Raw genomic sequence first — 21,607 nt, 5'->3', positions numbered from 1 at the left:
GCTACGGTCCGAGGTCCCCGAAGACCTCCAGCGGTACGCCGTCCGGGTGGCCCTGCAACCCCTGCTCCGACCAGATGACCTTGCCCTCGGCGGTGTACCGGGTGCCCCAGTGCTCGCTGAGCTGCGCCACCAGGAACAGCCCGCGCCCGCCCTCGTCCGTGGTGGCCGCGTACCGCAGGTGCGGGGCGGTGCTGCTGCCGTCCCACACCTCACAGGTCAGCGTGTGGTCGTGGATCAGCCGGACCCGGACCGGCGGGCCGCCGTGCCGCAGCGCGTTGGTGATCAGCTCGCTGAGGATGAGCTCGGTGGTGAAGGCGAGCTCCTCCATCCCCCACTCGACGAGCTTCGCGGACGCCAGGTTCCGTACGACGCCGACCCCGCTCGCCCGCGGCGGCACCTCCCACTGCGCGACCCGGTCGGGGCCGAGGGTCCGGGTCCTGGCGATGAGCAGGGCCACGTCGTCGGTGGGCCGGGCCGGCAGCATGGCGTCCAGGACGGCGTGACAGCTCTCCTGCGGGTCCCGGTCCGGGTGGCTGAGCGCCGCGCGCAGCAGCTCCAGCCCCTCCTCGATGTCCCGGGTCCGCTGCTCCACCAGGCCGTCCGTGTACAGCACGAGCTGGCTGCCCTCCGCCAGGCGTAGCTCGCTCGTCTCGAACGGCATGCCGCCCAGCCCGAGCGGGGGACCGGCCGGCACGTCGACGATCTCCGTGGTGCCGTCCGGGGCGACCACCATCGGTGGCAGGTGCCCGGCCCGGGACAGGGTGCAGTACCGGGAGACCGGGTCGTAGACGGCGTACAGGCAGGTCGCGCCGAGCACGCCGGCGGCGCCGTCGGTGTCGTCCTCGTCGATGCGCTGCACGAGGTCGTCCAGGCGGGCGAGGAGTTCGTCGGGCGGCAGGTCGAGGGAGGTGAAGTTGTGCACCGCCGTGCGCAGCCGGCCCATCGTGGCCGCGGCGTGCAGCCCGTGCCCGACCACGTCCCCGACGACCAGGGCGACCCGGCCGCCCGGCAGCGGGATCACGTCGAACCAGTCACCGCCGACCCCGGACTGCGCCGGCAGGTAGCAGTGCGCCGCGTCCACGGCGCTCTGCTCGGGCAGGCCGCGGGGCAGCAGGCTGCGCTGGAGGGTGACGGCCAGCGTGTGCTCACGGGTGTAGCGGCGGGCGTTGTCCATGGCGACGGCGGCGCGGGCGACCAGCTCCTCGGCCAGCGACACGTCGTCCTCGTCGAAGGGTTCCGGCTTGGCGGCCCGCCAGAAGTTGACCACGCCGAGGACCACGCCCCTGGCCTTGAGCGGCGCCGCGATCAGCGAGTGGATGCCGTACTCGACGATGGCGGAAGCCCGCCGGGGGTCCTGGACGTGCCACCCCGGCGCGTCGGCCAGGTGGGGCACCAGTTCCGTCTTCCCGGTGTCGTAGCCGCGGGCCTGCGGAGTGGTGGGCTTGAACTCGATCAGCCGGCCGAGCGGGTACAGCGGGTGGTCGGCGCGGATCCCGCTGACCGCGGTGCGCAGCATGTCGGAGCCGGGACCGGGCTCATCGCCGTCGAGCACCGGGTTGGCCAGGTCGACGGTGACGAAGTCCGCGAAGCGGGGCACGGCGACGTCGGCGAGCTCCTGGGCGGTCCGTTCCACGTCGAGGGTGGTGCCGATGTCACCGGTGGCGTCGTACAGCAGCTTGAGGCGCTTGCGGGCGGCCTCCGCGCGGCCGGTGAGGACCTGCATGTCGGTGGAGTCGCGGATGGTGACGGCGGCGCCCTCGGGCCGGCCGTGCGGGTGGGTGGGCCGCTGGTTGACGACGAGGAGCCGGTCCCCGGTCTCCAGCACCTCGTCGGTGGCCACCCGGCCCGACAGCAGCAGGTCGGCCATCCGGTTGTCCAGGCCCGGTACCTCGCCGATGTGCAGGCCCTCGGCCCCTTCGGGCAGCCCGAGCAGCCGCTTCGCCTCGTCGTTCGCCAGGACCAGCCGCCCGTCGCCGTCCGTGATCAGGACCCCCTCGCGGACGGAGTGGAGCACCGCGTCGTGGTGCTCGTACATCCGGGTCATCTCCTGGGGGCCGAGCCCGTGCGTCTGGCGGCGCAGGCGGCGGCTGGTCAGCGCCGTGCCGGCGGTGGCGAGGGCCAGGCCGGTGGCCATCACCAGGAGGATGACGGGGAGCTGGCGGTCGAAGGCACCGCTGACGTTCTCCACGGTCAGGCCCGCCGACACCAGCGCGACGACCCGGCCGTCCGGCGCGGTGACCGGCACCACCGCCTGGATCTCCTTGCCGAGCGGCCCCCGCACGCTCTCGGTGTGGACCCGGCCGGCGAGCGAGGGCTCGATGGTGCCCACGAAACGCTTGCCGATGCGGTCCGGCTTCGGATGGCTGTAGCGGATCCCCCGGGTGTCCATGACGACGATGAAGTCGACCCCGGCGGCCTTGCGGGTGGCCTCGGCGAGGGGCTGCAGGATGACGGAGGGATCGGGTGTGCGCAGCGCTTCCCGCAGGTCGGGGGAGTGCGCGAAGGTCTGGGCGACGGCGATCGACCGGTTGCGTGCCTCACGGTCGACGTCGTGGCGGGACTGCAGGAGCAGCGCCAGGAGGGCACCGGCGGCGAGCAACACCACGATCGCCACCTGAAGGACGAACACCTGTCCGGCGACGCTCTTGAATCCCTTGCTCAGGGGTGACCGCACCGCATTGCCCGGTACGGCTGGCGAGGAAGGGTCACGTCCCCAGTTGTAGCACTTCCGGCGCCCCACGGCCCCCGACGTGCGCACCGCGCGCGCCGCCGGTCACCGTGGGTGACGGCCCGGCCCCCTACCGGCCCCCTACCGGCCCCCTACCGGCCCCGTGCCGGGTCCGCGGCGGCGGCCGCCGCCGGAGCGTCGTCCGCCGGTGCGGCGGCCGGAGCGCCGCCCGGGGCCGTGCCGGGGGCGGCCTCCGGCTCGCAGGTCACCTCGTCGCGCGGGGTGTAGTGCGTCGTGCGCTCCTCGCGCCTGACCTCCCGGCCGTCCTTGACGAAGATCCGGCCGACGGTGACGTCGAAGCCCTCCAGGGGCGTCTGGACCTCGCAGGCCGGTCCGGTGCCCTTGCGCTTGGCGGGCGGCTTGACGTTGGTGCGCGGGCCCTTGGTGGCGCGTATCTCGTCGTACTTCTTCGTACCGAGGAGGCTGATCGTCAGCGAGGTGTCGGTCGAGGACGCCTTGACGTAGACCGCGTGGCCCGAGTCGTTGAGCCAGCGCAGGTCGAGGCTGCCCCAGGCGACGGTGGCCTCCCGGCCCTCCGGGTACCGCTCGATGTAGAACGAGTGCGCCCCGTACTCGACCGGCTTGAGGCCGGCGAAGAACATGGCGTTGAACATCGTGGTGGCGACCGCCGAGACACCACCGCCGGGCGACTTCACGTACCGGCCGTCGTTGATCATGATTCCGTCGACGAAGCCGTTCTCCGCGGTGCGCTCACCGACCGTGCGGTTGAAGCTCCACTCCTTGCCGGGCATGACCAGGGAACCGTTGATCAGCTCCACGGCCCGGCCGATGTTCTTGGTCCGGTACGGGGCGGCCGGGAACTCGACGGTGAAGGAGGAGAGCTGCTCCTTGATGCCGAGGCGGCGCACCTCGGCATCGGTGAGCTCCGGTTCGACGGCCGTGGTGGCCACCTCCGCGCTGCGGTCCGCGCCCGAGCGGGTCAGTGCGGGCATCACGGCCCGGCCGAGGGCCTCCTCGGTGACCTGCCGGCCGGCGCGGCTGCGCTCCGTGACCTGTACGCGGCCGTCCGCGTCCACGCCGAGCGCGGCGTCGCGCGGCGCTCCGGCGGCGTCCGTGACGGGGCCGGCCACCGCGGGGTCGCCGAGCAGGGCCTCGGAGTCCAGGGCCGGGACCAGGCGCCCGCCGTCGTCGGCGTTCATCTTCAGGTGCTCGCCCAGGACCACGGGGCTGAGGGGTATGCGGGCACCGGCCACGGTGAGGGTGACCGGCCCGGAGACCGCCGGTACGGCGAACTCGCGCAGGGCGCGTCCGGTCTCGTCCGCGCCGACCCGGGGCTCGGTGCGGGTGACCGGAAGGGCGACGGGGGTGCCGGCCGGGCGCGGCCGCAGGTAGGCCTCCCGCAGCGTGTCGAGGGCCCGCTCCCGGACCAGGGAGACGCCGGTCCGCGCGGTGACGACCTCCGGCCGGCCGGCGTCGAAGGTGATGGCCCCGTCGCGGACCGGCTGCGCGGTGCTCGCGGCGAGCCGGTCGATCCCGGCGCGGGCGGCCCGCTCGTCGGTACGGATCACGGGCTCGACGTCCGGGTCGCCGGAGGCGAAGAGCCGGCCGATGACGCCGACCGGCCCGTATCCGGTGTGCGAGGCGCGGTCGGCGGTCGCGGAGGCGTCGAGGGAGAGCCCGACGGACGCCGGTACGACCTGCTCGACGCGGTCCCCGATCCCCGCCGGGATCGGGGCGCCGGCCAGCGGCCCGAGCTCCCGCAGGAGCGTGCTCCGCGCCGCCGCGCGGCTCATGCCGCCGATGTCGACGCCCCGCACGCGGGTGCCGTCGGCGATGTCGTCGCCAAGGGCGAGTCCGGCGGCGTACAGGCCGCCGAACCCGAGCACGAAGGCGCCTCCCGCCACCGGCAGCGCGATCCGCCAGTTCTTCCCCGTCCAGCTGCCCGCAGGTCGCACGGCTCTCCCTTGTGGCGCCGACCCGGTCGCCGGGCGGCCTCGGGGGCCGGGGCGGGGGGCGCGTAGACGACAGTTCCGGTCAACCATGATGAACCTGGAAGCGCGCCATTCGGGTGAGAAGGTAACCGTTCTCACAAATCAGGCAAAGCCCTCACGGGGAGTGGTGAGGCCGGCGGGCCGCCCTGCCGGGCGGTGCGGCCGGGGGCGGTCCGCCACCCCGGGCCGCACCCGCTCAGCCGGCCCCGCCGGCCGCCTCGGTGAACAGCTCCCCGGGCGTCCCGTCGAGGACGAACCCGTTGTCGAAGCGGACGCGGAGCCGCACCCCGGGCCGCTGCTCCTGGAAGGCGGCCCACTCGGGTTCCAGGGCGGCGATCCGCTCCTCCAGCTGCCGCTTGCTCTCCGGGGGCATGGCGTGCCCGAAGGACTCGAAGAGCGACGTGAGGCGCTGGTACTCGCGCACCCCGTGGCTCTCGCGCCGCTCCTCGTCGTCCACCCGCTCGACGGTCCCCTCGCTGCCCGCCGCCAGGGCGAGGAACCCGGGCACGGGCGCGGGGGAGCCGGCGGAGCCGTCCGCGGCGGCCAGCTCGTCGGCCAGCCTGATGTCCGCCGCGAGCCTCACCCGCCGGCCTTCCTTCAGCGTCATGGATCCTTCGTTCCTCGGTCGGTGCGGGCCGTGCGGGTCCCGGCCAGGCCGGTGCGGGCCGGTGCGGGCGGTGCCATTATGTGGCCCGGTCCACGAGGAGCGGGTACTGGAGGGGGCGGTCCAGGTCGTCCAGGCACAACAGTCCGTGCGCCAGGCCGTCCTGTAACCCGCCCGGCGGCAGCGCGTCGAGCCCCAGCGCCGACGCCGTCAGCAGCACCTCGCCGTCGGCCGCATCGGCGGTCAGCGCGGTCCGCAGGGCCTTGACCGTGCCGGGCCGGGCTTCCAACGGCGGCGGCGCGGCACGAAGTGGCGCAGCCGTGGGGTGCGGCGTCGCGCGTCGGGAGCAGACCGCTCACCCGCAGGCCCGGGTGGAAGACGTCCAGCGGCTCCCGCTGTCCCGGGCGTACGACGGATGTGCGGGGGCGGGTCGGAACCGCCGTGCACGCGTGCGGGCGCAGGCAGGCGCCCGGCCGCTGCGGGCCCTGAGGGGGAGTGTCGTCCGCCGATCCCTCGGCACGCTCCACAGGAACCCGGGGCGGAAACGACAAAGGCAAGGAGGGATAACCGCTCCTTGCCACTCTCAAGTTATAACGCACCGGGGGGCTTGCCGCAAGGCCCTGGTGATGCAGCAGAATCACCGGCCTAAGCCAAGATCATCAAAGCGGGGGAGCCGGTCATGCGTGTGTTGTTCTCGGTCTACGGATCGCGCGGGAGCGTGGAGCCGATCGTGGCACTCGCCGTGCGGTTGCGGGAGCTGGGCGCCGAGGTGCGCGTGTGCGCCCCGCCGGACGAGGAGTTCGTGGAGCGGCTGGCCGGGCTCGGGGTGGAGACGGTGCCCGCCGGCCGGCCGGTACGGCCGGTGGTGACCACGGTGACGCCCGGGTCGGCGGCCGGTCTGGCGGAGCGGGCCTCCGAACTGATGGCCGCCCAGTTCGGCACGGTCGCGGCGGCGGCCGAGGGCTGCGACGCGCTGGTGGTGACCGGCCCGCTGCCGGTCGCGGCCGCCGCCCGCTCGGTCGCCGACAAGCTCGGCATCCGCTACGTCCACGCGAGCCACCAGCCGGTCAGCCTCCCGTCGCCGCACCGCAGGCCGCCCGTGCGCCGGGGCCAGCCGGCGCCGCCGGAGACCGTCGCCAACCGGACCCTGTGGGACGAGGACGCCCGGATCGCGCACACGATGTTCGGGGAGATGCTCAACACCCACCGCGCCTCGGCCGGCCTGCCGCCGGTCGACAGCGTGCGCGACTACGCCTTCACCGACCGGCCGTGGCTGGCCACGGATCCGGCCCTGGCCCCGTGGCAGCCGACGGAGCCGGCCGTCGTGCAGACCGGCGCGTGGCTCCTGCCGGACGAACGGCCGCTCCCCGCCGACCTGGTGGAGTTCCTCGACGCCGGCGAGGCCCCGGTGTACGTGGGCTTCGGCAGCACGCCCGTCCCCGACCCGGAGGGCCTCGCCCGGACGGCCGTCGAAGCCGTCCGGGCCCGGGGCCGCCGCGTGCTCCTCTCCCGGGGCTGGGCCGGCCTGACCCTGCCCGACGGCCACGACGACTGCTTCCTCGTCGGCGAGGTCAACCAGCAGGCGCTGTTCCGCCGGGTCGCCGCCGTCGTCCACCACGGCAGCGCGGGCACCACGACGACCGCCGCCCTGGCCGGGGCTCCCCAGGTGGTCGTACCCGGGGGCGGGGACGGGCCGTACTGGGCCGGCCGGGTCCGCGACCTGGGCATCGGCGCGGAACACGACGGGCCGGTTCCCACCGCCGACTCCCTCTCGGCCGCGCTCGGGGCCGTCCTGACGCCCGGGGTCCGCGAACGCGCCACCGCCGTGGCGGCCACCGTCCGTACCGACGGAACGACCGTCGCCGCCCGTCGGCTGCTCGACGAGCTCGGCCGGTAACGGCCCCCGGTCCCCGCCTCGGCGTGAACCGGGCCGCAGCCTCGGAGTGAACCGGGCCGCAGCCTCGGAGTGAACCGGCCCCCGGTGCCCGGCTCCGCGTGAACCGGGCCCCAGCCTCCGCATGAGCCGGGCCGCCCGCCCGGAAGACCCGCCCCCACCGCACTCACCGCACCCCACAGGTCGCGAGCGACCTCAGATCGGAGCCGCATCCGTGAACCCGCTGACCACCAGCGTCTTCAACCTCCCCGAGCACCTGTCCGCCAAGGCCGACCCGAAGCTGGTCGCCGGCGACGAGCAGCACTTCACCGCCATCGAGGAGTGCCTCGCGCAGACGATCGCCGAGGTGTCCGAGCGGCTCGACGCCGCGCGCAGGGCGCCCGGCGGCATCGGCCGGGAGGCCATGGACCGGGACGCGGAGATCCACCGGCTGACCGCGCGCCTTCGCGTGCTGCGCCGCTTCGGCCTGGACCTGTGCCTCGGCCGCATCGTCCTCGCGGACGACCCCGAGCCCCTGTACGTCGGGCGGTTCGGCCTCACCGACAGTACGGGCCGCAGGCTGCTGATCGACTGGCGCTCCCCGGCGGCCGAGCCGTTCTTCGCGGCCACCCATGCCAGCCCGATGGGCCTGGCGAGCCGCCGCAGGTACCGCTGGACCGCGGGCCGGATCGGTGACTACTGGGACGAGGTGTTCACCGTCGACGGGCTGGAGGGGCACGCCGCGCTCGACGACCAGTCGGCGTTCATCGCGAGCCTCGCCGGCAACCGGTCGTCCCGCATGCGGGACGTCCTCGGCACCATCCAGGCGGACCAGGACGCCATCATCCGTGCGGGATCCCGCGGCGCCCTCGTCGTCGACGGCGGGCCGGGCACCGGGAAGACGGTCGTCGCCCTGCACCGCACCGCCCACCTCCTGTACTCCGACCCCCGCCTGGGCCACCGCCGGGGAGGCGTGCTCTTCGTCGGCCCGCACCGCCCCTACCTGTCCTACGTCGCCGACGTCCTGCCCAGCCTCGGCGAGGAGGGCGTCCAGACCTGCACCGTCCGGGACCTGGTCGCCGAGGGCGCCACGGCGGCCGTCGAGAGCGACCCGGAGGCGGCCCGCCTGAAGTCGTCCGCGGACCTGGTGCGGGCGATCGAGACGGCCGTCAGGTTCTACGAGGAGCCGCCCGCCAAGGGGATGACCGTCACGACCCACTGGGGCGAGGTCCGGCTGACCGCCGACGACTGGGTCGCGGCGTTCGACGCGGTCGAACCGGGCACTCCGCACAACGAGGCGCGCGAGCAGATCTGGGAGGAACTGGTCACGATCCTGTTCGACAAGCACCACGACGAGGGCGACGGGGACGACGACGACCTCTCGCCGGACCTGTTCCGCAGGTCGCTGCGGCAGAACCGGGAGCTGGTCACCGCCCTGGACCGGGCGTGGCCGATGCTCGAGGCGACCGAGCTGGTCGCCGACCTGTGGTCGGTGCCCGCCTACCTGCGCAAGTGCGCCCCCTGGCTCAGCCGCGACGAGGTGCGCACGCTGCAGCGCGAGGACGCCGGGCACTGGACGGTGTCCGACCTTCCCCTGCTGGACGCGGCCCGGCAGCGGCTCGGCGACTCGCAGGCGTCCCTGCGCAAGCGCCGTCACGAGGCCTCTGTCGCCGCCGAACGCGAGCGGATGGCCGGCGTCATCGACAGCGTCATCGCGGCCGACGCCGACGGCGAAGGGGCGGTGACGATGCTGCACGGCAAGGACCTCCAGGACAGTCTGATCGACGAGACCGCCCTGCCCGCCGCCGACCGGGACCTCCTGGCGGGCCCGTTCGCCCACATCGTCGTGGACGAGGCCCAGGAACTGACCGACGCCGAATGGCAGATGCTGCTGCGGCGCTGCCCCTCCCGCAGCTTCACCATCGTCGGCGACCGGGCCCAGGCCAGGCACGGCTTCGCGGAGTCCTGGCAGGAACGGCTGGAGCGGATCGGGCTCGACCGGATCACCATGGCCTCCCTGAGCGTCAACTACCGCACTCCGCGCGAGGTCATGGAGGAGGCCGAGCCGGTCATCCGGGCCGTCCTCCCGGACGCCAACGTGCCGGCCTCCATCCGCGGCAGCGGCATCCCCGTGGTCCACGGATCCGCCGAGGACCGGGACTCGGTGCTCGACGCCTGGCTCGCCGCGAACGCGGAGGGCGTCGCCTGCGTCATCGGCGACCCCACGTTCCGTACGACCTCCCGTGTCCGGTCGCTGACACCGCAGCTGTCCAAGGGGCTCGAGTTCGACCTGGTCGTCCTCGTCGACCCGGAGGACTTCGGCACGGGCGTGGAAGGCGCGGTCGACCGCTACGTCGCGATGACCCGGGCGACCCGGCAGCTCGTCGTCCTCACCGGAGCCGGCCGGCGGTAGTGGACTTTCGGCAGTGCCGCGGGTCCGGCCGGGTTCCGTAGGGTCGCGTCCGTGAGAAAGATGATCGACACGTACCGGATCCGGGTACCGCGACGGGTGCCGATACCCGTTCCGGTCCTGTCCGCCCTCCTGTTCGCCGGGGCGGTGGCCGGCGTGGGCACGGGCGTCTCCACCCTGTGGTGGGGCCTGCCGGCCGCCGTCTGCGCCTTCCTCGGCGGCAGGCGACCCGGACGGAACCGGAGCACGGTGGCGGCCCTGTCCGGAGTCCTCGCGGCGGCCGTGGTGGCCGTACTCCTCGTGCCGGCGTGGCTGGGGTGGGCGAGCCGGTTCGTCGGGCTGCTCCTCGTGGCGGCGATGCTGCCGTGGTTCGCGGGCCGGTTCCTGCGCCAGTACCGCGAACTCGTACGGGCGGGGTGGGAGCGGGCCGCGCGGCTGGAGCGGGAACAGCGGCTGGTCGCCGAACAGGCCCGGCTGCGCGAGCGGACCCGGATCGCGCAGGACATGCACGACCTGCTCGGCCACGACCTCAGCCTCATCGCCCTGTCGGCGGGGGCGCTGAAGCTCGCACCCGGCCTGCCGGAGGAACACCGGGCCGCCGCCCAGGACATCCGTGCCAGGGCAGGGGCCGCCGTGGACCGGCTCGGCGAGGTGATCGGAGTCCTGCGCGAGCCGTCCGATTCGGCTCCCGGCTCCGGGCCGGCTGCCGGGCGCGCGGAGATCCAGGACCTGGTGGACCGGGCGGCCGCGGCGGGCCTCGACGTACGACTGGACGTCGAGGGCGAACCGGGGCCGCAGGACGGCCCGCCCGCCGTCGGGCGGGCCGTGCACCGGGTCGTCCAGGAGGCCCTCACGAACGTCGCCAAGCACGCGCCCGGGCACCGCGTGACCGTCCTCGTGCGCCACACCGGGGACCGGACCCGGGTCAGTGTGACCGACGAGCCGGTGCCCGGCGGGTCCGCGCCCCGGGACCACGCCGTCCGGCACGCCCCGGGCACCCCGGCCTCCGTGCCCTCGGAGGACCACCACTTCGGGCTCATCGGCCTCGACGAACGCGTCCGGCTGGCCGGCGGATCCTTCACCTCCGGCCCCGAGGGCGGCGGTTTCGCCGTACGGGCCACGCTCCCGCACCGCCCCGGTACCGTGCCGCCCCCGCCCCCGACCCGGCCGGGCGACGTACTGCCGCCCGAGCACCGCAGGGCCCGTCGCCGGCTGGGCCGTACCGCCGCCGCGGCCGTGCTCGTGCCGCTGTGCACCGCCGCCCTGCTGGTCGGCGGAGTGCGTGCGTGGGACACCGTGACGGCTCGGCAGTCGGTCCTCCCACCGGGGGACTACGCCCGCCTGCGCGTCGGCCAGACCCGCGCCGAGGTGGCGCCGTACCTGCCCGAACGGCAGACGACCCGCCGCCCGGCCGCACCGGGGGCCGCGCCGCTGGGCGCGGCGTGCGAGTTCTACGTACAGACCGGCGATCCGTTCGACGACCGCTCGGGGGACGTCTACCGCCTCTGCTTCCGGGCCGGGCGCCTGGTCTCCACCGACGACTACACCGGGAAGGCCGTCCGATGATCCGGATCCTGATCGCCGACGACGAACCCATGATCCGCGCGGGCATCCGCGCCGTCCTCGCCTGCGATCCCGGCATCACCGTGGTCGCGGAGGCGGGCGACGGCCGGCGGGCGGTGGAACTCGTCCAGTCCCACCGCCCGCAGGTGGCCGTCCTCGACATCCGGATGCCCGGAACCGGCGGCCTGGAAGCCGCTGCCGAGATCCGCAGGACCGTCCCTGGAACGGGAGTCGTGATGCTGACGACCTTCGGTGAGGACGAGTACATCCTGCGGGCCCTCGGCGACGGCGCGGCCGGCTTCCTGATCAAGTCCGGTGAGCCCGAGGAACTCATCGCCGGCATCCGCGCCGTCGCCGACGGTGCCGCCTATCTCTCACCGAAGGTGGCGGCCCGGGTCGTCGCCCATCTGGCGGCCGGAGGCGCGGGGGCCGGAGCCGGCCGCCGCTCCGGGGCGCGCGCCCGGGTCGAGGCCCTGACCGGCCGGGAACGGGAGGTGCTCGGCCACCTCGGCGGCGGGTTCTCCAACGGCCAGATCGCGCGCCGGCTCGGCCTGGCGGAGGGCACCGTGAAGGCCCACGTCAGCTCGATCCTCGCCCGCCTCGGCGTCGGCAACCGGGCCGCGGCGGCCGTGGTCGCGCACGAGGCCGGCGTGGTCCCGGTGCCGTCCGTCCGGCCGCCGCGCGAGGAGGGCTGACACCGCCCGTACGGCGAACGGCAGTACGAGCAGCCGTACCGTCACCGCGGCCGCCGTGCCGAGTGCCGCGCCGGCCAGCACGTCGTGCGGGTAGTGCACCCCGACCAGCACCCGCAGCAGAGCGGCCGCCCCGCCGACCGGCAGCGCCAGGGCGGCCAGCCGGGGCCGTACGAGGACCACCCCCACGGCCAGCGCGACCGCCAGGGTGGCGTGGTTGCTGGGGAACGACCAGTCGCCCGGCGCGGGACACGGCGCGAGGGCCGGGACCCCGGCCAGGGCGCGGCACGGACGTTCCTCGCCGACGAGCAGCTTGAGCGCCTCGCTGGTCCCGTAGGCGGCGACGGTCCCGGCGGCGGCCGCCACCGCCCCGGCCAGGCCCGGCGCGTCCCGGCGGCGCAGGGCGCTCCAGCCGGCCCAGGCCAGCAGCAGCCCCAGCAGCAGCAAGGTGGCCTCACTCGCCGCCTCCAGGACGGCCGTCGCCCACGGCGGGCCCTGCGCCACGCTCCGGGTCAGCGCACGGTAGCCGTCGGCCGACCAGCCCGCGGTGACGTGTACCGGCGCGTTCGCGCCCCATGAGCCGCCGGGCGTCAGCCGGGCCACCGCCGCCGCTCCCGCACCCGCCGAGGCGACCGCCACGGACAGGCGACGCCCCCCGCTCCATCGTTCGATCGAATCCATGCGGCCGACGGTAGGAGCGCCGCTCTCCGGCCGCCCCGGCCGAAGGATTGCCCCCACCCCCGACGATGGTCGGGGTTGACGGCAGCGGGGACACCACGGCGGCCGCCCCCGCTCCCTGCCCGGCCGCGGTTCAGGCGGTGCCGGTCAGCGCCCGGACCAGGCGGTCGACCCGGGCCCGGGACGAGGCCTCCGCATCGGCCGGGCCGGTCATCAGCAGATGGTGCAGCGTGCCGACCAGGGCCAGCGCGGCCGACTCCGCGTCCACGGCGGCCGTCACCCGCCCGAGCTCCTGCTCCGTCCGCAGGTACGCGCCGACGGCCCGTTCGATGGCGGCGAAGCCGGGGGCGCCCCCGGCCCACGCCTCGCGGACCCGCCGCGCCGCCGCCGGCCGGGTGACGGCCAGCCCCACGAGCCCCGGGTCCAGGGACAGTACGGCCGAGCTCACGTCCGCGAGGTTGTCCGCCACCCCGCCCGTGCCCGCCCGGGACGGGAGGTCTTCCGAGAGCGCGGCGGCGGCGCCGAAGCGGTGGAGGACGAGTTCGGCGACGAACTCGTCCAGACCGGAGAAGTGGGTGTGCAGGACGCCCTTGGCGCAGCCCGCCTCCTCGGTGACGGCCCGGCTCGTCAGGGCGGCGGCGCCGTCCCGGGCCAGGACGCGGTCCGCCGCCTCGAACAGCCGCTCCCGCAGGCCTTCGATGGCCACTCCTCGCGGTGACATCAACATCCTCCCGGTGTAAGGGGATTGCCAGTATGGGCAGCCGCCCATACTGTTTGGGCGTGCGCCCATACTAGGCGTGTCCCACTCCACCGGAGGTCCTTCGGCATGCACTCCGCCACCAACACCGCCCAGGCACGGGCATGGAACGGCTACGAGGGAGCCCACTGGGCCGCCCACCACGACCGCTGGAACGCCGTCAACGCCGGCTTCGACCGGCCCCTGCTCGCCGCCGCCTCCATCCGGCCCGACGAGCACGTCCTCGACATCGGCTGCGGGGCCGGCGCCACCACCCGGCTGGCGGCCCGGGCGGCCGGCCGCGGCCACGCGCACGGCCTCGACCTCTCCGGCCCCATGCTGGAGCAGGCCCGCACGGCCGCCGCCCGGGAGGGCATCGCCAACATATCCTTCACCCACGGCGACGCCCAGACCCACCCGCTGCCCGAAGCCGCCTACGACGTCGCGATCAGCCGGTTCGGCATCATGTTCTTCTCCGACCCCGCCGCGGCGTTCGCCAACATCGCCTCCGCCCTGAAGCCGGGCGGCCGCGTCGCCCTCCTGTGCGCGGCCGAGCCCGAGGGCAACGAATGGCTGACGGCACTCACCGCGCTGCGGGACGTCCTGCCGGCCGGCGGCTTCGGGTCCCCCGGCGGACCGGGCATGTTCTCCCTCGCCGACCCCGGCACCGCGACCGGCCTGCTGCGTACGGCGGGCCTGCGCGACGTCCGCGCCCAGCACCTCCGGGCAACGGGGACCTGGGGCCGCACCGCCCGCGACGCGGCGGACTTCCTCCTCGGCTCCGGACCCGGCCGCCACCTGCTGAGCGCGGTCGGCCCCGCCCAGCGGGCCCGCGCCCGCGACCGCCTGACCGACACCTTCCGCGCGTACGAAGCCGAGGGCGCCGTCCGGCTGCGCGGCACCGGCTGGCTCCTGACCGCCACCCGCGCCGCCTGACCGGTACCGCCCGCCCCGTGCCGCCCGGGCGCCGGCGCCCGGGCGGTCACGAGTGTTCTCCGGCGGGCAGCCGCTCATGGCCGCCGGTCCGCGGCGCGGGCAGCGGGTCGGCGAAGGCGTTGGCCTGGACGAGGTAGGCGTCGCGGAAGTCGCCGGTGCCGGTGCGCTCGTCCATGAGCTCGTCGAAGGTGCCGGATTCGGCGACGCGGCCGTCCTTGAGCACGTGGATCAGATCGGCGTGCCGTACCGCGTGCAGCCGGTGGGTGATCAGCACGATCGTCTGGCCGGTGGTGGCCTGTTCGCGGATCTGGTCGAAGACCTTCTGCTCCGCCATCGGGTCGAGAGCGCTGGTGGGTTCGTCCACGATGAGGATCGCCGCGTCGCGGTAGTGCGCGCGGGCGATGCCGATGCGCTGCCACTGACCGCCGGAGATCTGGTGCCCGCCGCGGTAGCCGCGCCCCAGCAGCGTGTTCAGGCCCCGGGGGAGACCGGCGAGGACCTCGTCGGCGCCGGAGAAGGCGGCCGCCGTCCGCACCGCGCCGTCGTGGATGGGCGCGCCGGGCCGGCCGATCCCGATGTTCACCCTGGCCGTGAAGGGCCAGTTGTAGAAGTTCTGCGACATCAGGGCGACCCGTCCGAAGATCTGACCGCGGTCCGCGCCGCGGGCGTCGACCTCGTCCCACCAGATCGTCCCGCCGCCCTCGTCGGGAAGGTACAGCCCGGACAGCAGCTTGATCAGGGTGGACTTGCCGGAGCCGTTCTCCCCGACGAGCGCCACGACCTTCCCCATGGGGAAGGTGAGGCTGACGTCCCGCAGGGCCGGCTCGGGCGATTCCCCGGAGCCGCTGCCCGGGTAGGTGAACGTCACCTTCTCGAACCGTACTTCGCGCACCCGCTCCGGCAGCGCCGTCCCGCCGGACGGGATGGTGCGGCCCTCCGCCTCGGTGCAGAGGTGTTTGAAGTCGGCGACGAAGAGGCTCTCCTGGTACAGCTCCGTGACCTGGAGGACCAGGCTGTCGAGGCTGGCGGCCCCGGTGCGGATGGCCAGCACCGCCGTCCCCGCCACCGCGAGGTCCATCCGGCCGGCCCACAGCAGTACGCCCAGCGTCCCGTACGTGGCCAGGGCGGCGAGCCCCCCGGCGGCGTCGGCGATCAGACCCGTCCGGGCGGCCCGGCGGGCCAGCCGGGTCTGCTCGCGTTCGTTGGTCTCGGCCATGCCGCGGAAGTGGGTGAGCAGGAACGGTCCGACGTCGTGGACCCGCACCTCGGCGGCGGCCTGCTGCTGGGTGAGGAGCTGGCCGAGGAGGTGCCCCGCGCGGGCGTGCTGGAGGAAGGAGTGGAAGGAGACGTAGCGCTGACGGCTGATGACGAGGGCCCCCCACGCGCTGGGGAACGTCATCAGGACCAGCAGTGGCAGCAGCAGCGGATGCAGCACGGTCAGCACGCCGGCCGCGGCGATCAGGGAGACCGCAGAGTTGAGCACGTCGGTGCAGTAACGGATCATGCGGCGGGCCGAGTCGGCGCCGTAGCGGGCGGCGTCCATCAGCCGGTGGAACTCGTCGTCCTCGATCGCCGTCAGCTCCACCCGGTGCCCCAGGGCCAGGTACTGCTCGGTGGCCAGCCGCTGCACCTTCGGCTCCAGCGCCCCCGTCGCCGCCGTGGAAGCCGACCGCAGCAGCGACCCGAGCACCCCCGTCGCCGCTACGAGGACCAGCGCGGGGACCGCCGCCGTGAGCCGGGCCGCGGTCGGGCCGGCGGCCATGAGGTGGCCGAGGACCGAGTTCACCGCGACCAGCCCGGCGGCCTGGCCGATGCCCCGTCCCAGCTCGGCGCCCAGGACCGTCCGCAGCGCCGGCGCGTCGGCCAGGCGGGCCAGCCGTAACACGGTGCCCACCATGGCGGGCAGGTCCCGTGCCATCGTCCACAGCCCGAGCTTCAGCCAGGCCCCCTCGTGCTGGTCCCAGCCGATGTCGTACGCCAGGGGCCCGCCGAACAGCAGCTGCTCCGACTCCGACACCCCGGCGGCGGCCGGCCCGGACGCGGATGCCCCGCTCACGCCGCCCTCCTCGTACCCGGTCGTGAGCGGTGGCCACCGAAGCCCGCGGAGCCGTCAACCCGGTGGCCGTGGCGCGCGCGGAGGCGGGCCGGAGGGCGGGGACGTTCGAATTCGGTGGGGTCTGTGGGGCGGGTGGGCACGATATGCACGGCATCCTCCGGATGGGCTCACGACTGGTACTGGTGCTCTAGAAACGGCTCCCGATCGGGTCCGTAACGGCGGATCCGGGGGCAGCCGGTGGACGCATGTTCTGGACGGGGCCGCCGGGCGTGCGGGGTCTGCGCGGGCGGCGTTGAAACTCGCTCGAACAGGGCCGGGTCGCCCGCACGGGGGATTGCCGGATCCGCCGGTACGGCCGCCGCGCCCGCCCGGCGGCCCGGCGGGGGAGCCGGCCGGGTGCCCGTACCCGGCCGCCTCCGTACGCTGGCAGCATGCGCATGCGCCCCACTCTGAGCTGGACCCCGAGCGAGAACCCGCCGCCGGCCACCACCGATCTGGGCCCGGTCGCCGACGCGCTCGGCACCGGAGGGGTGCTGGTGCTCACCGGCGCGGGCATTTCCACCGAGTCCGGGATCCCCGCCTACCGCGGCGAGGGCGGGAGCCTGACCAGGCACACCCCGATGACCTACCAGGACTTCACCGCCGACGCTCAGGCCCGCCGCCGGTACTGGGCGCGCAGCCACCTCGGCTGGCGCACCTTCGGCCGGGCCCGGCCCAACGCCGGCCACCGGGCGGTGGCGGCCTTCGGACGGCACGGCCTGCTCGCCGGGGTGATCACCCAGAACGTCGACGGCCTGCACCGGGCGGCCGGCAGCGACGGGGTGGTGGAGCTCCACGGAAACCTGTCGCGGGTCGTCTGCCTCGGCTGCGGGGACGCCGGTTCGCGAGACGGACTCGCCCGCCGGCTGGAGCAGGCCAACCGGGGGTTCGAGCCGGTGGCCGCCGCGATGAATCCGGACGGTGACGCCGACCTCACGGACCGGCAGGTCGGCGATTTCCGCGTGGTGCCCTGCACGCGATGCGGCGGCATCCTCAAACCGGACGTGGTCTTCTTCGGCGAGTCCGTCCCCGCGCGGCGGGTCGAACGCTGCCGCGAACTGGTCGGCGAGGCCACCGCGCTGCTGGTCCTCGGCTCCTCCCTGACGGTGATGTCCGGACTCCGGTTCGTCCGCGAGGCGGCCCGGGCCGGAAAGCCCGTACTGATCGTCAACCAGGACCCGACCCGCGGCGACCGGTACGCCGCCACGCGGATCGCACTCCCTCTGGGGGCCGCCCTCACCACCGTCGCCGAGCGGCTCGACATCCCCGTGGACGGCCGGCCGACGGCCTGAAGCCGCCGCGTCTCCGTCGATCCGCACGGAATCCGCCGGGATGTGCCCTGGTGCCCAGTTGGCCGTGTCGACGCGGGCACGATGTGGCACCGGTCCCATGGGAGGGTGGGCGCATGTGGTTGCGACTGTTGCCCTTCGGGGACGCGTTACGGGCCGAGCTGGGACCGCCGGTACGCTGGCGCAGGCTGGGCAGCAGCCCCCGCTCGCGGGTGTGGCGCGTCCTGCTGCCCGAGGCGACGGTGGTGGTGAAGCAGATCGTCGGCGGTCCTGACGCCGACGAGCGGTACGTCCGAGAGGTGACGGCCCTGCGGCTCGCCGCCCGGGCGGAGGCTCCCGTGGTGCCCGCGTTGCTGGCGACCGATCCCGGCGAGCGGGTGCTGGTGCTGGAGCATCTGGATCACCGACGCCCGGCCGACGACTGGATCGTCGGCCATGCGGAGGCGCTGGCACGGCTGCATGCCACAGGCCGCCCGGAGGACGCCGGGTCGCTGCCCCGGTGGCAGGGCCCGGACCAGGCCGACGTCGACGCCTTCCTACGGCTGGCCGCGGCCCTGGAGGTTCCTGTGCCGCCCGGCGCCCGCGGCGAACTCCAGGAGCTGGTGGAGCGGCTCGCCCGGACGGACGGGCATGCCCTGCTCCACGGGGACCCCTGCCCCGGAAACGATCTCCACACCGACACGGGGGTCGGATTCGTCGACTTCGAGCAAGCCTCACTGGGCAGCGGCTCGATGGAGCTCGCGTACCTGCGCATCGGCTTTCCGACCTGCTGGTGCGTCACTTCGGCACCGGAGCGGCTGCTGGAACGGGCGGAGGACGCGTACCGCGACGCGTGGCGCACCGCGACCGGCTCGGAAGCCCCGACCGACCTCACCGACGCGTGCGCAGGCTGGCTGCTCCGCGGCGACGGACTGGTGGAACGGGCTCGCCGCCAGAGCGCCGATCACCTGGCCCGGATCCCGCACGAGGACTGGAAGTGGGGCACGGCCACGGCCAGGGAACGGCTCGTCCACCGGCTGGCTGTCGTCGCGGACATGACGGATGGTCATGCCGCGCTCGGCAGCGTGAGCCGCCTCAGCACCGGCATGCGCCGACGCGTGCTCGCCCGCTGGCCCGGCCTCCGCCCGCTCCCGACGAGGCGACCGTAGCGGCCGGTCGGCAAGGGCTGTCCCGGGCACGTGCCCGGGACGCCGGGAGCGCGAGGTGTCAGCACCACGTTCCGTTGTCGCCGATGTGCGAGAACGCCTTCCAGGCGGCCCTGGTCTTCTTTCCGGCGACGCCGTCCACGCCGCCGGTGTCGTAGCCCACGTAGTTGAGGAACTTCTGGAGGCCGCGGATGGTGCGGGGCCCGACCTCGCCGTCGACGGCCCCGGCCGGGTACCCGCGGTCGTTGAGGAAGCGCTGCCAGGCCTTCCAACTGTCGGAGCCGAGCCGGCCGTCAATGGAGCCGGGGCTGAATCCGGCGATGCGGACGTAACACTGCACGCTCATGGCTTCGCCGGTGCTGAGGCCGAGGTTGTCGACGGCCTGGACGGTGACGGTCCCGACGGTCGCCTGAGGTACCGGCGCCGCGGTGGCCGCGGTCGCACCGGCGAGGGCGCCGGTCAGACCGAGGGCCAGACCGGCGGCCGTGATACCGACAGCGGCCTTCGCGCGTGTGAGCATGGCTGTTCCCGTTCTTCCGATGGGGTGGTCGCCCGGGTCGACTGCGTACAGGGAGGGATCTATCAGCACCGCCGCGGGCGGGGCGAGCCGGGCGCGGAGGGTTGCCCGTCAAACCGGCCCGCCGCAGACCTGACCGAGAGCCACCCGCCCCGGCACCAGGCCCAGGGCGTTCGGCGACCTCAAGGCCCCTGGCACGACAGCCGCGACCTCATGAGCGCGGACTCCGTGACTACTTCTCGTCCCGGGACCGGCGCTCCGCGACCGCAGGATGACCGGTTCTGCCCGAGCGTGGGGCGCACGCGTGACCGCGAGGGGGCCCCGCCGGGGCCGGCCATGGCGTGCCCGGCCCCGGCGGCGTGCCCGGAACCGTCGAACCGTTCGTCAGCCGGCGCCCGTTGAACGGTGCACCTTCTCCCTCGCCGGGCTGTACGAGGTCGTCAACACCTGGCAGGCCCGCCTCGCCTCCGCCCCGGCGGTGGACGCCTTCCTCACCGCCGGGGCGGGACGAGACCGCGTTCGTCGACGTGGAGGAGCTCCGGAGCAGGCGCCGATGCCCGGCCGGCCGTACGCGGTCCGCCTCCGAGTAGGGCGACCGGCGCGTCTGAGTACGACGACTCAGGCGGCCCCGGCACGTGCCGACGACGCTGGGGGCAGTCCTCACAGCCGCCGTCACGAACGGGACAGAACGCCATGCTCAGCCGCCTCGCCCACCTCCTGGTCCCCGCCTTCGGACGCGTCCGCGTCACCACGGCGCCCGGCGTCCACGTGCCGCCCGGCAGCGTCATCGTCGCCAACCACACCTCCCTCGCCGATCCGGCCGTGGTCCTCGCCGCCCTGCGCCGTTGCGGCGTCGAGCCCGTCGTCATGGCCGCCGCCGGGCTGTGGCGCACCCCGCTCCTGGGGCGGCTGCTCGTCCGGGAGGGCCACATACCCGTCCACCGGGGGGACCGGCGGGCCGCCGAAGCCCTCGACCGCGCCGCGTCGGCGCTGGCGGCGGGCCGCTCGGTCCTCATGTACGCCGAGGGCGGTCTGCCCACCCGCCGCGACGCCGCCGAAGCCGCGCCCCTGGCCTTCCGCAGCGGGCTCGCCCGGCTCGTCGCGCGCACCGGAGTGCCCGTCGTCCCGGTGGGCCAGGCCGGGGCCAGGCGCGTCACCTCCGGCGGCGCGGCCAAACAGGTCGCCGGGCTCGTCACCGCCCCGCTGCGGCGGCCGAGGCTGCACGTCCACGTCGGACACCCGCTGGAACTGACCGGGGACACCGCCGCCCGCACCCTCCAGGCGCACGCGGCCGTCACCGACGCCTGGCGCACGGCGGCCGCGCGTCTGCGCGAGCCGGCCGCGTACGCGGAGTGACGAAGGGTGGAATCACGCCATTTCCGTCGATCCGGCCGTACGGAGCCGCGCGCTCGGTAGCGTCCCCGTACGGAAGACCCGTGCCGGTCCCGGCACATGACACCGACGGAGGACAGCCGTGGCGAACGTGGAAGTGTCACTGAAGGAAGCGATGACCTCGATCGAGGGGGCCCTGGGAGTGGCGCTGGTGGACTACGCCAGCGGAATGGCCCTGGGCACGCTCGGCGGGGGCAAGGACCTGGACCTGACGGTGGCCGCCGCCGGGAACACCGACGTCATCCGGGCGAAGCTCCGCACGATGGAGATGCTCGGGATGCAGGACGAGATCGAGGACGTACTGATCACCCTCGGCGGCCAGTACCACCTGATCCGGATCCGGCGCAGCCGCTCGGGCGGCGGTCTGTTCCTCTACCTGGTGCTGGACCGGGGCAGGTCGAACCTGGCGATGGCCCGCCACCAGCTGAGCCGCATCGAAGCCGATCTGGAGGTCTGACCGCCGTGTCCGTCGGGCCCGCGCATGCCCATGAGTTGAAGAACTCTTCAACTCGGCACATGTGAAATCGGTCAACATCGGTCCGGCGTGGGCCGGCAGGACGCGACGATGGGTGAGGTGGTGATCCCCACCCGAGCCGGAGCCCGTCCGTAGGGGAACAGGAGCGTCGTGGGCATGCAGGTCCCGCTGTACCAGGCCAAGGCCGAGTTCTTTCGGATGCTCGGCCACCCGGTCCGCATCCGCGTGCTGGAGCTCCTCCAGGACGGCCCGATGCCCGTACGGGACCTGCTGGCCGAGATCGACGTCGAGGCCTCCAACCTCTCGCAGCAACTGGGCGTCCTGCGACGCTCGGGCATCGTCGTCTCCACCCGCGAGGGGTCGACCGTCACCTACGCCCTCGCCGGCGGCGACGTCGCCGAACTCCTGCGCGCGGCCCGCAGGATCCTCACGGAGATGCTGGCCGGCCGCAACGCCCTGATCGCCGAGCTGAACGAACCGGAACCCGCCCCCCTCCGCACCTAGGCCACCCGCCCCCCGAGG

The 21,607-nt window shown here is 74.6% G+C and carries 17 protein-coding genes and 1 pseudogene; 10 read left to right on the top strand and 8 right to left on the bottom strand.

Translation table 11 applies throughout. The annotated features are described in order from the left end of the window. Position 1: 1 nt before the first annotated feature. The 4 genes from ACZ4WZ_RS23635 to ACZ4WZ_RS23620 form a co-directional block, all read right to left on the bottom strand. On the bottom strand, positions 2–2,674 hold the full coding sequence (locus ACZ4WZ_RS23635) for a SpoIIE family protein phosphatase (RefSeq protein ID WP_467893158.1): 2,673 nt from the start codon (positions 2,672–2,674) through the stop codon (positions 2–4). A 146-nt stretch (positions 2,675–2,820) separates the two neighbouring features. Next, complete coding sequence (locus ACZ4WZ_RS23630; protein ID WP_467893156.1) at positions 2,821–4,644, bottom strand: VanW family protein; 1,824 nt, start codon at positions 4,642–4,644, stop codon at positions 2,821–2,823. Positions 4,645–4,876: 232 nt separating this feature from the next. Then, on the bottom strand, positions 4,877–5,287 hold the full coding sequence (locus tag ACZ4WZ_RS23625; protein WP_467893155.1) for a hypothetical protein: 411 nt from the start codon (positions 5,285–5,287) through the stop codon (positions 4,877–4,879). A 76-nt stretch (positions 5,288–5,363) separates the two neighbouring features. Next, the gene (locus ACZ4WZ_RS23620; protein ID WP_467893153.1) at positions 5,364–5,573 is read right to left on the bottom strand and encodes a hypothetical protein; all 210 of its coding nucleotides are present in this window, start codon (positions 5,571–5,573) and stop codon (positions 5,364–5,366) included. Between the two features lie 390 nt (positions 5,574–5,963). Between ACZ4WZ_RS23620 and ACZ4WZ_RS23615 the strand changes: the two genes are divergently transcribed. The 4 genes from ACZ4WZ_RS23615 (at position 5,964) to ACZ4WZ_RS23600 (ending at position 11,825) form a co-directional block, all read left to right on the top strand. Continuing rightward, on the top strand, positions 5,964–7,181 hold the full coding sequence (locus ACZ4WZ_RS23615) for a glycosyltransferase (protein ID WP_467893152.1): 1,218 nt from the start codon (positions 5,964–5,966) through the stop codon (positions 7,179–7,181). Between the two features lie 211 nt (positions 7,182–7,392). Beyond that, on the top strand, positions 7,393–9,570 hold the full coding sequence (gene helR, locus ACZ4WZ_RS23610; protein ID WP_467893151.1) for an RNA polymerase recycling motor ATPase HelR: 2,178 nt from the start codon (positions 7,393–7,395) through the stop codon (positions 9,568–9,570). Between the two features lie 60 nt (positions 9,571–9,630). After that, a complete protein-coding gene (locus ACZ4WZ_RS23605; RefSeq protein WP_467893185.1) occupies positions 9,631–11,133 on the top strand; it encodes a sensor histidine kinase in 1,503 nt (500 codons plus the stop codon). Further along, a complete protein-coding gene (locus ACZ4WZ_RS23600; protein ID WP_467893150.1) occupies positions 11,130–11,825 on the top strand; it encodes a response regulator in 696 nt (231 codons plus the stop codon). Before ACZ4WZ_RS23605 ends, ACZ4WZ_RS23600 begins: the two co-directional genes overlap by 4 nt. A gap of 90 nt (positions 11,826–11,915) precedes the next feature. On the opposite strand, the pseudogene ACZ4WZ_RS23595 reads toward ACZ4WZ_RS23600, so the two are convergent. Both ACZ4WZ_RS23595 and ACZ4WZ_RS23590 read right to left on the bottom strand, forming a co-directional pair. Next, positions 11,916–12,503 (bottom strand): annotated as a pseudogene (locus ACZ4WZ_RS23595) (phosphatase PAP2 family protein); the annotation flags it as partial. A 130-nt stretch (positions 12,504–12,633) separates the two neighbouring features. Further along, positions 12,634–13,221, bottom strand: a complete 588-nt coding sequence (locus tag ACZ4WZ_RS23590) for a TetR family transcriptional regulator (protein WP_467893148.1) — start codon at positions 13,219–13,221, stop codon at positions 12,634–12,636. Positions 13,222–13,326: 105 nt separating this feature from the next. Between ACZ4WZ_RS23590 and ACZ4WZ_RS23585 the strand changes: the two genes are divergently transcribed. Then, positions 13,327–14,172 (top strand): class I SAM-dependent methyltransferase, encoded by an 846-nt coding sequence (locus ACZ4WZ_RS23585; protein ID WP_467893147.1) that lies wholly within the window; start codon positions 13,327–13,329, stop codon positions 14,170–14,172. Between the two features lie 46 nt (positions 14,173–14,218). On the opposite strand, the gene ACZ4WZ_RS23580 is transcribed toward ACZ4WZ_RS23585, so the two are convergent. Next, a complete protein-coding gene (locus tag ACZ4WZ_RS23580) occupies positions 14,219–16,090 on the bottom strand; it encodes an ABC transporter ATP-binding protein (protein ID WP_467893183.1) in 1,872 nt (623 codons plus the stop codon). Positions 16,091–16,659: 569 nt separating this feature from the next. On the opposite strand from ACZ4WZ_RS23580, the gene ACZ4WZ_RS23575 reads away from it, so the two are divergent. Further along, positions 16,660–17,559 carry an NAD-dependent protein deacetylase gene (locus tag ACZ4WZ_RS23575; protein WP_467893146.1) on the top strand — a complete coding sequence of 300 codons (900 nt, stop codon included), beginning with the start codon at positions 16,660–16,662 and terminating at the stop codon, positions 17,557–17,559. A gap of 113 nt (positions 17,560–17,672) precedes the next feature. Next, the gene (locus ACZ4WZ_RS23570) at positions 17,673–18,704 is read left to right on the top strand and encodes a phosphotransferase family protein (protein ID WP_467893145.1); all 1,032 of its coding nucleotides are present in this window, start codon (positions 17,673–17,675) and stop codon (positions 18,702–18,704) included. Between the two features lie 58 nt (positions 18,705–18,762). Here the strand turns inward: ACZ4WZ_RS23570 and ACZ4WZ_RS23565 are convergent, their stop codons facing one another. Continuing rightward, positions 18,763–19,221, bottom strand: coding sequence for a peptidoglycan-binding domain-containing protein (locus ACZ4WZ_RS23565; protein WP_467893144.1), 459 nt, complete (start codon positions 19,219–19,221; stop codon positions 18,763–18,765). A 690-nt stretch (positions 19,222–19,911) separates the two neighbouring features. On the opposite strand from ACZ4WZ_RS23565, the gene ACZ4WZ_RS23560 reads away from it, so the two are divergent. The 3 genes from ACZ4WZ_RS23560 to ACZ4WZ_RS23550 all read left to right on the top strand — a co-directional run bounded on the left by ACZ4WZ_RS23560 (position 19,912) and on the right by ACZ4WZ_RS23550 (position 21,589). Further along, complete coding sequence (locus ACZ4WZ_RS23560) at positions 19,912–20,574, top strand: lysophospholipid acyltransferase family protein (RefSeq protein ID WP_467893143.1); 663 nt, start codon at positions 19,912–19,914, stop codon at positions 20,572–20,574. 118 nt (positions 20,575–20,692) lie between these two features. Then, the gene (locus ACZ4WZ_RS23555) at positions 20,693–21,067 is read left to right on the top strand and encodes a hypothetical protein (protein WP_467893141.1); all 375 of its coding nucleotides are present in this window, start codon (positions 20,693–20,695) and stop codon (positions 21,065–21,067) included. A 174-nt stretch (positions 21,068–21,241) separates the two neighbouring features. Then, on the top strand, positions 21,242–21,589 hold the full coding sequence (locus ACZ4WZ_RS23550) for an ArsR/SmtB family transcription factor (RefSeq protein WP_467893140.1): 348 nt from the start codon (positions 21,242–21,244) through the stop codon (positions 21,587–21,589). Positions 21,590–21,607: the final 18 nt, after the last annotated feature.

The sequence above is a fragment of the Streptomyces sp. NPDC029122 genome (assembly GCF_055569445.1).
Note: the sequence above shows the minus strand (reverse complement) of the source record. Positions and strands in the feature narration are given on the sequence as shown.

Bases quoted from the DNA above. Each gene is read 5' to 3' on its own strand.
- ACZ4WZ_RS23550 (WP_467893140.1), top strand. From the start codon at position 21,242: ATGCAGGTCCCGCTGTACCAGGCCAAGGCCGAGTTCTTTCGGATGCTC.
- ACZ4WZ_RS23575 (WP_467893146.1), top strand. From the start codon at position 16,660: ATGCGCATGCGCCCCACTCTGAGCTGGACCCCGAGCGAGAACCCGCCG.
- ACZ4WZ_RS23580 (WP_467893183.1), bottom strand. From the start codon at position 16,090: ATGGCACGGGACCTGCCCGCCATGGTGGGCACCGTGTTACGGCTGGCC.
- ACZ4WZ_RS23560 (WP_467893143.1), top strand. From the start codon at position 19,912: ATGCTCAGCCGCCTCGCCCACCTCCTGGTCCCCGCCTTCGGACGCGTC.
- ACZ4WZ_RS23615 (WP_467893152.1), top strand. From the start codon at position 5,964: ATGCGTGTGTTGTTCTCGGTCTACGGATCGCGCGGGAGCGTGGAGCCG.
- ACZ4WZ_RS23585 (WP_467893147.1), top strand. From the start codon at position 13,327: ATGCACTCCGCCACCAACACCGCCCAGGCACGGGCATGGAACGGCTAC.
- ACZ4WZ_RS23590 (WP_467893148.1), bottom strand. From the start codon at position 13,221: ATGTCACCGCGAGGAGTGGCCATCGAAGGCCTGCGGGAGCGGCTGTTC.
- ACZ4WZ_RS23565 (WP_467893144.1), bottom strand. From the start codon at position 19,221: ATGCTCACACGCGCGAAGGCCGCTGTCGGTATCACGGCCGCCGGTCTG.
- ACZ4WZ_RS23570 (WP_467893145.1), top strand. From the start codon at position 17,673: ATGTGGTTGCGACTGTTGCCCTTCGGGGACGCGTTACGGGCCGAGCTG.
- ACZ4WZ_RS23625 (WP_467893155.1), bottom strand. From the start codon at position 5,287: ATGACGCTGAAGGAAGGCCGGCGGGTGAGGCTCGCGGCGGACATCAGG.
- ACZ4WZ_RS23605 (WP_467893185.1), top strand. From the start codon at position 9,631: ATGATCGACACGTACCGGATCCGGGTACCGCGACGGGTGCCGATACCC.
- ACZ4WZ_RS23600 (WP_467893150.1), top strand. From the start codon at position 11,130: ATGATCCGGATCCTGATCGCCGACGACGAACCCATGATCCGCGCGGGC.